Source organism: Desulfatitalea tepidiphila, from assembly GCF_001293685.1.
Taxonomy (GTDB): Bacteria; Desulfobacterota; Desulfobacteria; order Desulfobacterales; family Desulfosarcinaceae; genus Desulfatitalea; species Desulfatitalea tepidiphila.
Genome location: NZ_BCAG01000003.1, coordinates 1,638,913 through 1,651,381, shown reverse-complemented (window position 1 = coordinate 1,651,381; position 12,469 = coordinate 1,638,913). Strand labels below are relative to the sequence as shown.

Sequence of the window (12,469 nt, the reverse complement as noted above, 5' to 3'; positions counted from 1 at the left end):
GGACTCTTGATTCCGGGCACAGGAGGAAAGGACCATGCATAACACCACATGGGTCTATATCTTTTTGGGAGTTTACATCATCTATTGCTTTTATTGGGGGTTAAAAGGTTATTTTACTGAAAAAACATCTTCGGGCTATGCCATCGCCGGGCGTTCGATTCCATTTTTCGCCTTCCTAATGGCTGCTACGGCCGCGTCGTTCAGCGGGTGGACCTTCATCGGCCATCCGGGACTGATCTGGCGCGACGGTTTGTCGTATGCATTTGCCTCGTTCTACGTATTGACCATTCCGATCACCGGCACCTTCTTCTCCAAGAGAACGTGGTTGCTGGGCAAACGTTACGGCTTCATCACACCGGGCGACATGTACGCCTACTACTTCAACTCGGAAGCCATCCGTTTTCTGGTAGTCTTCACCGCATTTCTCTATTCCATGTTCTACTCCGCGGTGCAACTGATGGCCTCGGCGGCACTGTTTCACTACGTCGCCGGCGTGCCGGTCACCTTCGGCGCCATCTTCATGGCCTTCATCGTCTGGTTCTACGTGTGTACCGGCGGCCTCAAGGCCAGTACCTGGGTCGGCGTCATCCAGTTCATCCTGCTGGTCGGCGGCATCATTCTCCTGGGCGCCTACATGATCGCGCCCCCCGATGCCTGGACCGGCTGGACCGAATTTTCGGCACGTGTCGCCGAATTGCCGGCCAGACAACTCGAAGTGCCGCGCGTCATCAACTTCGGGCTGGGCGGTGCCAAGGGTGAGGTCGCCTGGACTGGTGTTATGGTGCTGACCTACATGTTCGCCCTGATGGGCATCCAGTCGTCGCCGGCCTTCACCATGTGGACCTTCGGCATCAAGTCGCCCAAACCCTTGGCCTGGCAGCAGGCCTTCATGTCCACCTTCGTGGTCGGCTTCGCCCTGTTCTTCTTCACCGCTTTCCAGGGCATGGGTGCCAAGATCATGGAAGTTAAGGGGATCATGCAATTCGCCAAGGATTCGGATGTGGTGCCGCTCCTGATGACCAAGTACCTGCCTGGGCTTGCGTTGGGGTTGGTCTTTATGGGCGCCATCGCCGCCATTCACTCCACGGCCGCGCCTTACATCGGCACTGGCGGGTCCATTCTGCTGCGCGACATCTACTATAAGTACATCCGCCACGAGAAGGCCGGACATGCCGAGCAGATCTGGATGAACCGGCTGCTGGCCACCCTGGTGACCGTTGCAGCTCTGGTCGTGGGGCTCAACTCCAAGGCCGCGCTGGTTATTCTGGGAGCCCTGGCCACAGCCTTCGGCTTCGTCATGTACGTGCTCCTCATGGGCGTGATCTGGGGGTTCCGTTTCCCCAGCGTCGGCGCGGTGCTGGGTGTGCTGGCCGGCATGGCATCGGTCTTCCTGACCTATTATGTCTGGCCCAACCCGCTCTCCATGCATAGCGCCTTCTGGGGAACTTTCATCGGTCTGGTCGTGGCCTACCTGTGCCGCGGACTGGGCATCAAAGACAAAGAGGAGACGATCAAGCGCCAGGCGGAGGTGCGCGCCTTCCTCGACGACATCGACGCACCCTCGGAAACCGGCCAGAAGTGGCGCAACGCCATGAAGATCATCGTTCCCCTGTGGTACTTCTTCGCCATCGGCCCGGCCTGTATTCTCGGCAACAACGCCTTCTCGTTCGCCGGCTTCCCGCCGCTGTGGTCCTGGCAGATCGCCTGGTGGATCCTGGGTATCATCATGATGTGGGGGCTTTGCTTCAAGGCCGAGATGGCCACCACCACGGCCACCCAGATCGACCGGGCGGAAAAAGAGACCATGATCGTGGTCAAAGAAGCCTAACCTTTTACCAAGGAGGATCATGCCATGAAACAGGAAGATTATTGGATGATCGGTATCGTTGCCTTCTGCGTGCTTTGGACGGCATCGTTTGGATGGGGGCTCTTCGGATAAGAACCCCTGGTGGAATCCACTAACGCCGCCGGTGGCAAAGCGTGTCCTGCCCTTTGCCGCCGGCGGCACTCAAAGGAGAAATGAAATGAAGGCTGTGCTTGTACCCAAAATGGTGACCTGTCAATGCGGCCACACCTTCGAGTCCAGCCGGGCCAAGTCATGGTGTGAGAAGTGCTGCCGACCCGTTTTCTATCATGACAGCGATCAGCGGCGTTACAAGATCAACAACATTTATATGATCGGCGTGATGGCCATGGTCCTGATGTTCATCGCCTATCTTTTCGTCGAAATGATCGCCTCGCCGCTTCTTTCCATGCAGTAGCGCGTCGATGCGCCGACAGCACGTGCCGGTCCTGCCTTTGCACCGCATCACTCAGGCCGTCGAAACCTTGTGCGCCAGGGAACGGCGAGGAGGGCAGAGGCTTGAAGACGCAAAATAAATTCTGGTGGTTCGTTGTCGTGGCGTTGACGGCGACGGCCATGGTTCTGTTGACCATCAGCGTTCTGTTCTGGCAGCAATTGTCGCCTGAAGAGAAGACGCTCATCCTCAAAATTTTCAAAAGATATTTTGCTTACCTGTTCACCATCCTGTTTCTTTTTTTTACATTCCTGGGTTTTCTCCTCGACTGGATATTTCGATTCTACATTATCCCGGTCAACCAACTGGCCGATGAGACCCGATTGCTCTATACGGTCAATCCCTCCCATAAAATCGATGTGGACGGCAGCTACGATGTGATGCGTCTGGCGGCCATCATCAACGAAAACGCCATCGCACAGGTTGAATTTCGTAATAATGTCCAGGAACAACTGAGAAAGGCGCGAGCCGGCAGCGAAGCCGAACGAAACGTTCTGGCCGCCATGCTGGAGGACCTGCCCCAAGGCATTCTGGTCTGTAATATGGAAGGGCATATTGTTTTTTATAATCGAAAAATCAGTGTCCTCTTCCGACAGCACCAGTTGGCCGAATCGCAATCTTTACCGGGTGAAATCGGCCTGATCGGACTCGGTCGTTCGGTGTACACCTTCCTGGACAAGGGATTGGTTCTCCCGGCCCTCGACCGCATCGCCGAAAAGCTGTCCCTCGGCCACTCAGCGGTCAGCGAAAGATTTTTACTGGAGACCCAGTCCAAGGCGTTGCTACCGGCCCAGATTCTTCCCGTGCTCGACAGCCAGCACCATTTATCCGGATTTATTCTCTATATCGAAGACCAGGTGGAGCAACTGAAAAAGGAGAGGGAGCTTTCCACCCTATTGCTCTCATGGCAACATGAGCTGACCCAGGCCGTATCGGTGATCAAATCGACGGCGGAATTGCTCGTGGACGAATCGGAGGGCGTGTCGGATCAAATCCGAATGCTGATTCAGCTGGTGGACAAACAAGCCAACCTGGCCGCGGCCCTGTTGTCGCGACAGGACATCACCAATCGGTGGTCGCCGGATCAGCCGTTGCCTCTGACCCCGGTCGATGCCATGGAATGGGCGCGATTTCTCGCGTTTCGTGCCGAGCATGTGCTGCAGTTGAAAGTGCGTCTCGAAACGGTCGGGGGTGTGGATCAGGTCGGCCAGGTGAGCGTGGACATGCACCACTTGACGTGTGCCTTGCTCTATGTGCTGGCCAATGTCCAGCAAACGGTGAATGTGACCTGCATCGATGGTGTCCTGTATGCCAAAGGAAGTTGGATCTACCTCGACCTGGGTTGGGAAGGGACCGCTATCGATCCGGACCTCCTCGCGCGATGGAAGCAGGGGGTTTCGAAAATTCAGGGGAGTGAAACCACCATACCGCTGACGGAAATGCTGGTGGTCCACGGCGCCAAACTCTGGGTTCTTTCCGAGGATCAGGCTCCGGGCAAATCCGGTTTGCGCTTTTTGATCCCCATGCTCGACAGTGCGGATATCGTCATGGTGGATGGATTGACGACCGTGCTGCCCGATTCGCGTCCCGAATTTTATGATTTCGATTTATTCAAGGGCAATCTGCAATTCACCGATTTTAACGATCGCCTGTTGACCGAATTGACCTTCACAGTGTTCGATACGGAAACGACCGGTCTCGATCCCCAGGGCGGCGATGAAATCATATCCATCGGTGCCGTTCGCATCGTCAACGGCCGATTGCTGCAAGGCGAGAAATTCGAGCAACTGGTCAACCCCGGGCGCTCGCTGCCTTGGGCCTCGGTTAAATTTCACGGCATCCGGCCGGAAATGCTGGTCAATCAACCCACCATCGACAAGGTCCTGCCGCGTTTTCACGCCTTTGTCCGGGACACCGTGCTGGTAGGCCATAACGTGGCCTTCGACATGCGCATGCTGCAGATGAAAGAGAATCAGACCCACATCTGTTTTACCAACCCGATTCTCGACACCATGCTGCTTTCTGATGTGGTCCATCCCGCCCACCCCAAACACAGTCTCCAGGCGGTTGCCGAACGATTGGGAATCCGTATCATGGGAAGACATACCGCCCTCGGAGACGCCATTGCGACCGGTGAAATTTTCCTGCGCCTGATTCCACTGCTGGCGGCCCAAGGCATCCACACCTTCCAGGAAGCCAGTCAGGCCTCTCAGAAAAGCCTCTATGCCCGCCTGAAGTATTAACGGCGCCGTCCGAAATCGACTATTTGCGAGTTCACCGGGTATTGGAATCACGAAAAATGTGATAAAAGGTGTCCTCATTTCTTTCCTCGGAATATTCTGGATGAACATTCGTATCACCAATCAGTTGCACCTCACCGCGGTGCCGGAGGCGATTCGTGCCGAGTTGGTCTCCAGGCTGCAATTTCTCAATCCCAAGTGGGTCGAAAACGAACGCATGGGCCGTTGGAACAGGGGGGTGCCCAAGACACTCCAGTTTTTCAGGCGCAGGGGTCCCAATGGTCTGGTCGTTCCGCGGGGCCTGATGCGGCAGTTGATTCTTTTGGCCAGGGAACACGACGAGCCCGTGGATATCGATGATCGCAGGCGGAAAGTGGATGAGGTGGCCTTCGATTTCAAGGGTGCGTTGCGGCCGTTTCAAAAGCTCGCCGTTACCCGCATGCTGGCCAGGGATTTTGGTACCCTGAGTGCCCCCACGGGTAGTGGCAAGACCATCATGGCCTTGTGGATGATCGCCCGGCGCAGGCAAACGACACTGATCGTCGTTCATTCCAATGAACTCGCCAAGCAGTGGATCGAGAGAATCGAGATGCATCTGGGTATCCCGCCGGAGCACATCGGGTTTATCGGTGGGGGAAAACAGCGGTTGGGGGCATCCGTCACCGTGGCGATGGTTCAGTCGCTCTACAAGTGCGCCGAGCATGTGGCGCCCGCCATCGGTCATCTCGTGGTGGATGAGTGTCACCGCGCCCCGAGCCGGACCTTTACCGAAGCGGTCACTGCCTTTGATGCCCACTATATGCTGGGATTGTCAGCTACGCCCTGGCGCCGCGACGGTCTTTCTAAATTGATCTTCTGCCACCTGGGCGACGTTCACCATGAGGTCAAGGCCGGGGACCTGGTGGCAGCGGGGCATCTGCTCGATATCGATGTGGTGTTCAGAACCACCCCCTTCGCATCGTACGCCGACCCGGTCAGTGAATACAGTAAAATGCTGTCGGAACTGACCCAGCATGACGAGCGCAACCGGTTGATCGTTGCCGACGTGCATCGAGCGGTGCAAGTGGAAAACCGACCGGGCGTCAGCCTCGTATTGTCGGACCGCAAACACCATTGCCAGGTGCTTAAAGCCCTCCTGCAGCACAAATATCATATCCGCGTCGAGGCGTTGACCGGGGACCTGTCCACCGAGCAGCGTGATGCCGTCCTCCAGAGGCTGAATGCCGGTGATATCCAGGTGCTCGTTGCCACAGGCCAGCTGATTGGGGAAGGGTTCGACTGCCCCCGGCTGTCGACCCTCTTTCTGGCCACTCCGGTGCGTTTCAGCGGCCGTATCATTCAGTATCTGGGTCGCGTGTTGAGGCCATCGGAAGGGGTTGAACGCGCCAAGGTCTACGATTATGTGGACGGGCAGGTGGCGCCGTTGAAGGCTGCGGCCCTGGCCCGCCAGAAGATTTATTCGAAGATGCAACGCAGCGGCAAGATCGATTGGGAAATTGATGCTGGGTAGTGGACGGACACGAAATAGGAACAAGCGTGGGGTAGCAGCCATTTTGAGCCAACAACATGAAAGATTCACGGCCTTTCCCTCCGGCCGTGACCACCGGATGGTTTCGGTGGATATGGCGATCGCCAGAAGGCCATGGGATAGTGGAAGCTACATGTTGGTGCTGATCGGTCCTGCTACCCCGCGCTTGTTTGCCCCAATTTTTCCCCGTCTCCCTGTTGAAATGTTCTCGAGGAGTTGATTCAGCTTGTTTTTTTGTCGATTCGTCAGCCCGCCGAATTTGACGGTCAGGCGTTTCATTTTCAAAACTTCGAAAGGCGACTCCGGTGCGATGAAGGTGTCTTTCACGGTCTGGATCGGAAGCCGGCTCAGGTGGTAATGGCCGTCGCTGCAGAGAATGTCCATTTCACAGGGGCTGGTCAGGATGCGACTCGTGGCGATGTAGCGAAAAGAGAGCCCGCTGCGGCTGATATCCAGGATCTCGCCCATACGCATCGGGTTCGATTTGATGATCGCCATACCGAGCTTGCCTTTGCTCATGTCGTCGATGCGCTCAAGTGCGTGCGCATCGGATCGGACGATCGCGAATACGCGATGGTTGAGCGAATAGCGTTTATGTCGGCGTCGGTCTTTTTCCATGGCGTTGACCGTCTGGTCCCGGTGGGACCTGTGTTGATTTCCGTGCCCGTGCAGGCGGTTCTCTGTTCTGAGCAGAACTCAAAGGAAATTTTTAGCTCAAACAGGATACGCATCAACCGATGCTCGGTTTCGGATGACGCGTTTGTGGCGTAGTTTAGAGGTGCGCTCAGCAGCTATATCACTGTGGGAATCGATGGTGTTTATATATGACAAAACTAATCTCCGGATGCACGCCGTGTCAAGCTTTTAATGTGTGCATGGGCTTTATGGTTTTGGGCGGTTATTCTTTTTTCTGTGTCGGTTCTTCCGGCTGACTGGGTTGAAGTTGCTGGGTAACCAATGCCGTTTTCTGGATGATGACCGGTTCGACGGGCACGTCCCGGTGGCCGCCCCTCATGGCGGTGGCCACATTTTCGATGGCTTTTACGACCTCCATGCCTTCTACGACTCGGCCGAACACGCAATAGCCATACTCTCTGTTGGTTTTTCTTTTGAAGTCGAGAAAGGCGTTGTCCACGGTGTTGATGAAAAATTGGGAGGTGGCGGAGTGGGGTGCCGACGTGCGGGCCATGGCGATGGTGCCGGCCAAGTTCTTCAGGCGGTTGTCGGCTTCATTCACGATGGCCGCCTGGGTGCGCTTCTGGCGCATATCCGCCTCAAATCCGCCGCCCTGGATCATGAAGCCTTTGATGACCCGATGAAAAATGGTGTTGTCGTAAAACCCGCTCTCCACATAGGCAAGAAAATTGGCAACGGTCTTCGGAGCCGCTTGGGGATCCAGGGCAATGACAATAGCGCCCTTGGAAGTTTCCATACGCACCCGTGGTGTTTCGGTTTGAGCATCGGCAGTGGTGATCGTCAACAGGACGATGGCCATAAGCCACTTGATGATCGCGGTCATGATACGCTCCTTATTTTCATTTTTTAAAAAATATGGGCCTGCGGTTGTCCAGGCGGGTGACGCCCTCCTCGATGGCGGCCTGTACCGCCGCCCGGAATGTGTTGGGAGACAGCGACCTGGCCAACTCCGCCACCTGGCCGGCAAGGCCGCATGGTCTGTATTGGGGCATGATGTTGACATAGGTGCGCTTGGAGATTTCTTGGGCGATAAAGCGCATCACTTCACGGGTGCCGGCCAGGCCGCCGGGCAGCACGAGATGGCGCACCAGAAGGCCCCGGCGCGCGAGGTTGTTTTCGTCCATCTCGAGATCCCCGACCTGGCGATACATCTCCCGAAGCGCAGCGCAGGCCACCTCACGATAGTCGGGCGCCTGGCAAGTCTTTTCAGCGACGGCATTGTCCCAGAATTTGAAATCCGGCATGTAGATATCGATCACCCCGTCGAGCAGCGCCAATGTTTCCACCTTGTCGTAACCGCCCGTGTTGTAAACCAGGGGAATCGAAAGGCCGTTTCTGGCTGCGAGCAGGGTGGCGGCCAAAATCTGGGGAACCACATGGCTCGGGGTGACGAAATTGATGTTGTGGCACCCCTCCTCCTGGAGATGGAGCATGATGTCGGCCAGCTGCCGACCGGTCACCTCCACCCCTTGTCCCAGGTGACTGATTTCGAAGTTCTGACAGAAATTGCAGCGCAGGTTGCAGTGCGTGAAGAAGATGGTGCCCGATCCGTTCTGGCCGACCAGGGGGGCCTCTTCACCGAAATGGGCGTTATAGCTGGAAACCAGGGCCAGTTTTCCGGTCCGGCAGAAACCAGTCTCGCCCTCATTGCGATTGACCCGACACTCGCGGGGGCACAGGGTGCAGCACGACATGGCCTGTGCCGCCTTCTGCGCTTTGGCTCGCAGATTGTCGTCGCCGAGTTGAATGTATGCGGGTTGGCTCATCTTGTCTTTGCCATCGAAGAGCGGGACTTCCCTTCGGGTTATGCCTCGAAAGTCAGGAAGAGATTGTCCGCACGCCCCTCCGTGGTGGGGTGATCCTCTTTCCATTCGTGAATTGTGCACGAGTTGTTTGCCTCTGTGGGCACGATACAACCGATAAACGGCATCATCGGGTCACCGGCATAGGATCGGAAGTTCAACATGGTCGCATGATCTCTCGGCACCTGGTCGAATTCCAGGAGCTGGCTGATGAAAATATTGCAGCTGCCTTCGAAAAAAGAAGAGGATTGACGAAAGGCGGTCAATCGATCGCGGAACTTTTCAAGCGCCTCCCGCGAGGTGCCGGCCTGGACCATCATCGAAAAAACGCCGTGTCGCCGTTCGGTTTCGGACTCGCTCTGCTGATTGGACAAGTACTGAAAATTGCCTATGAAATACATGACACTGCCTCTCTCGTCGCAATTTATCCTAAGTCCTATTGACCTGCGCCGGCAAGGACGCGGGACCCCGTTACCTGCTTACGGAATTATTTTTTCGATTATTTCAAGTCAGTTGTCAACAACCTTGTCGATGGGCCAGCTATTCTATCTGAATGCAATTCATTAAACCCGGCGTGTGTGGAACAGGTGGCCGATGCCACACGCCAAGCGGTCAAGAGCCAGTAAAATGCACGGCGGGCGGCCCAGAAACTCGCTGCGCTCAAACAGTCTGGGCCGCTTGTCCGCCGTCTGCATTCAACTGGCTCTACGACCTCTGGCTCACGTGGCCCTGGCCACCTGCCCCACACACGCCTGCCATGGCCGTTTCGATGCGAATTTTTTATCAAACAACTTCTGTCATCCATGCCCTTCAAGGCGAATCACATTCAGTCAAAATTGCTGTCGATGGCGGAACATGGGATATCCCACTTCTCGATGGCACGGGTCATACGGGCCAGGGCCTCGACCAGCAAGTTGCGGGAACAGCCGAAGTTCAGCCGAACGAAGCCCGGCGCGCCGAATGCCGCGCCATCGGACAGCCCGACTCCCGCTTCTTCGAATCGCTCAGCGACATTTTTTCCACCCAGGGCCCGCATGTCCATCCAGGCCAGGTAAGTCGCCTCGACCGGCCCCATTGTGACGCCCGGCCATTGGCGTACCCGATCGACGACCTGGTCCCGATTCCGCCGCAAATAGTCGATGACGGCCGCCAGCCAAGGTTTGCCGTGCTGATAAGCGGCCTGGGCAGCCACGAAGCCCAATACATTGACGTGGGGCACGATGCCGGCCATGGCCCGCTTGAACCGCATGCGCAGTTTAGGGTTGGAGACGATGGCAAAGGCGCATCCGAGTCCTGGAATGTTATAGGTCTTGCTCGGTGCCATCAATGTAATCGTACGATCGGCCACCTCAGGATCGATGGTGGCGGTGGGAATGTGGCGGCATCCCGGTTCCAGCACCAGGTCGCAGTGGATCTCATCCGAGCAGATCACCATTCCCGATTTCAGGCACATGGCGGACAGGGTTTCAAGCTCGGCGCGGGTCCACACCCTGCCCGTGGGATTGTGCGGCGAACAGAGGAGAAACATGGCGGTCCGGGCGTCGATGGTATTTTGCAGCGCATCCCAATCGAATTGCCAGTGTTGGTCTTCGAAAGAAAGCCGGGTTGTCCGCAGTCGCTTGCCTGCAAGTCCTGGTGCCGTCAAAAAAGGCGGGTAGACGGGCAGGGCGGTCATTATGCCGGCGCCCGGCCGGCCCCAGCTGCGACAGGCCACATTCAGGCCCGTCACCAAGCCGGGAAGCCACACGATCCAATCCCCGGAGACATCCCAGGAATAGCTCTCATGGAGATAGGCAATGACGGCCTCCTTGAGTTGCGGTGAAGGGCTGCCATATCCGAATATGGCGTGATCGATTCTGCGGCGGAGTGCATCGACGATGGCCGGTGGCGATGGAAAATCCATATCGGCCACCCACATGGGGATGACGTCCCGGCCACTGTACTTTTGCCACTTGTGGCTGTCCGAGTTCGACCTGTCGATGACGGTTTCAAAGTCAAACATATCAGTATGATAAATTAATATATCTAGTTTAAATGTTTAAATGATCACTATTCATTAAATCCGGCCTGGGTGGGGCAGGTGACCGATGCCACCCGCCAAGCGGTCAAGTGCCGGTAAAATGCACGGCGGGCGGCCCAGAAACTCGCTGCGCTCAAACAGTCTGGGCCACTTGTCCGCCGTTTGCATTCAAGCGGCACTAAACCGCATGGCTCACGTGGCCCTGGCCACCTGCCCCACCCAGGCCTGCCATAAACATTGCCAAGCGAATTTTTTCATCAATCAACCTCTGGAAAGCATGCCCTTCTGGGTGAGTCACATTCAAATAGAACTGATACCCCGATGTGAACTTCACGCGGAATCAAGTATTTAAAATTAGTTTTTGCTCCCGACGTTTGCCATCGTCATGGTCCCGCGTGAATTTCTATGCAACAAAATGATCACTATCACGGCATAACGGCCTGATGTCGAATCCTTCAAAGGAGGAGGTGGGACTGGTGGGCGATCTGCTCCCTCGTTCGCATGTCGTGTTGGTGCCGGTCGGGTGCAGCGGAGGAAAAGCGGCCCGGACTGTTTGAGCGCATGCGAGTTTCCGGGCCGTCCGGAGCGCCCACCAGTCCCACCGGATAGAAAAACTCCAACGCATGAGTCGCAAAGCTCCTTTCAGACACGTGGGCGTGCGTGACCTGGCACCGCCTTTAGCGTTCATCACGGTTGAAATTTCACGACGCAACGCCCCATGTGTTGCCCCTTGAGCATGGCATCGAAATGCTCGGGGACCGCCTCCAGGGTGATCTCCGTCGTCAGGTTGTCCAAGGCGCTCAAATGCCAGTCGCCGGCCAGGCGTTCCCAAACGGCTTTGCGCAGGGGCATGGGACATTCGGCCGAATCGATGCCAAACAGGCTGATGCTTCTCAGGATGAACGGGTAGACCGTGAGGTGCAGTTCGGGAGAAGCCACGTTGCCGCAGCAGGTGACAGCGCCGCCGTATTGGACCGATCGCAGGGCGAACGAAAGGATATCACCGCCCACCGTATCGATGGCCCCGGCAAATCGCGTGCGCAACAACGGCTTGCCCGAAGTGTCGATGACCGAGCTGCGTCCCAGGATCTCCTTGGCGCCCATGCGGGTGAGCAAATCGGCGGCCGCCGCCTTACCCGAAGCGGCCACCACCGAATAGCCGGCTGTGGCCAAAATGCCCACGGCCAGGCTGCCCACCCCGCCGCTGGCACCGGTGACCAGGATGTCGCCGCTTTGGGGGGTAATGCCGCTCTCTTCGAGTTTGAGCAGGCTCAGGGCGGCCGTAAACCCCGCCGTTCCATATATCATGCTCTGTTTCAGGGTCATGCCCTCGGGCAAGCGGACCACCCAACTGGCCGGCACGCGGATATACTCCGCCAACCCGCCGGAGGTGTTCATGCCCAAGTCGTACCCGGTGACTAAGACCGGTTCGCCGATGGCAAAGTCGTCACTCGTGCTGTCGGCCACCTCGCCGGCCGCATCGATTCCCGGGGTGTGCGGATATCGCCGCGTGACGCCCTTGTTGCCGTTGGCGGAGAGGGCATCTTTGTAGTTCAGCGATGAATAATGCACCTTGATTAATACCTCTCCTTTGGGTAAATCAGACACCGCTCGGGACTGGATGCTGCTGGTATAACGATGGTCGGCGGTTTCTTCCACGACCATGGCGCGGAACAAGGTTTGGCTCATGTGGCTTACCTCCTGTGACAGGATTTACGGCACCGTAAGAAGCCCAATATCTGCGTTGCGCTCATCCCGCGGTCCTTGCGGCGTACGACAAGTTCGACTCAGGACACGGAATTTCGCACGCCTTGACCTTAAACTTCTTACGGCGCCGTTCGGCAAAAGTTTTTTGACGAATCCATCAAGATCGATGTGAACGTATT

Annotated in this window: 10 protein-coding genes; 4 read left to right on the top strand and 6 right to left on the bottom strand. The window is 56.7% G+C overall.

The window, feature by feature from the left end; all coding sequences use genetic code 11:
* The first annotated feature begins 34 nt into the window (after window positions 1-34).
* The 4 genes from DFT_RS12010 (at window position 35) to DFT_RS11995 (ending at window position 6,047) form a co-directional block, all read left to right on the top strand.
* Window positions 35-1,828: a sodium:solute symporter family protein gene (locus tag DFT_RS12010; protein WP_054031426.1), complete on the top strand. Its 1,794-nt coding sequence runs from the start codon at window positions 35-37 to the stop codon at window positions 1,826-1,828.
* Between the two features lie 196 nt (window positions 1,829-2,024).
* Window positions 2,025-2,261 carry a hypothetical protein gene (locus DFT_RS12005; RefSeq protein ID WP_054031425.1) on the top strand — a complete coding sequence of 79 codons (237 nt, stop codon included), beginning with the start codon at window positions 2,025-2,027 and terminating at the stop codon, window positions 2,259-2,261.
* A gap of 101 nt (window positions 2,262-2,362) precedes the next feature.
* A complete protein-coding gene (locus DFT_RS12000) occupies window positions 2,363-4,540 on the top strand; it encodes an exonuclease domain-containing protein (protein WP_054031424.1) in 2,178 nt (725 codons plus the stop codon).
* A 100-nt stretch (window positions 4,541-4,640) separates the two neighbouring features.
* Window positions 4,641-6,047, top strand: coding sequence for a DEAD/DEAH box helicase (locus DFT_RS11995; protein ID WP_054031423.1), 1,407 nt, complete (start codon window positions 4,641-4,643; stop codon window positions 6,045-6,047).
* A 147-nt stretch (window positions 6,048-6,194) separates the two neighbouring features.
* Here the strand turns inward: DFT_RS11995 and DFT_RS11990 are convergent, their stop codons facing one another.
* The 6 genes from DFT_RS11990 to DFT_RS11965 form a co-directional block, all read right to left on the bottom strand.
* Window positions 6,195-6,683: a hypothetical protein gene (locus DFT_RS11990; protein ID WP_054031422.1), complete on the bottom strand. Its 489-nt coding sequence runs from the start codon at window positions 6,681-6,683 to the stop codon at window positions 6,195-6,197.
* A gap of 280 nt (window positions 6,684-6,963) precedes the next feature.
* Complete coding sequence (locus tag DFT_RS11985) at window positions 6,964-7,584, bottom strand: peptidylprolyl isomerase (RefSeq protein ID WP_054031421.1); 621 nt, start codon at window positions 7,582-7,584, stop codon at window positions 6,964-6,966.
* A 16-nt stretch (window positions 7,585-7,600) separates the two neighbouring features.
* Window positions 7,601-8,527 carry a radical SAM protein gene (locus DFT_RS11980; protein ID WP_054031420.1) on the bottom strand — a complete coding sequence of 309 codons (927 nt, stop codon included), beginning with the start codon at window positions 8,525-8,527 and terminating at the stop codon, window positions 7,601-7,603.
* Window positions 8,528-8,565: 38 nt separating this feature from the next.
* A complete protein-coding gene (locus tag DFT_RS11975; RefSeq protein ID WP_054031419.1) occupies window positions 8,566-8,964 on the bottom strand; it encodes a hypothetical protein in 399 nt (132 codons plus the stop codon).
* A 425-nt stretch (window positions 8,965-9,389) separates the two neighbouring features.
* Window positions 9,390-10,565: a MalY/PatB family protein gene (locus tag DFT_RS11970; protein ID WP_054031418.1), complete on the bottom strand. Its 1,176-nt coding sequence runs from the start codon at window positions 10,563-10,565 to the stop codon at window positions 9,390-9,392.
* A 705-nt stretch (window positions 10,566-11,270) separates the two neighbouring features.
* The gene (locus DFT_RS11965; protein ID WP_054031417.1) at window positions 11,271-12,272 is read right to left on the bottom strand and encodes a YhdH/YhfP family quinone oxidoreductase; all 1,002 of its coding nucleotides are present in this window, start codon (window positions 12,270-12,272) and stop codon (window positions 11,271-11,273) included.
* Between the last annotated feature and the right edge of the window lie 197 nt (window positions 12,273-12,469).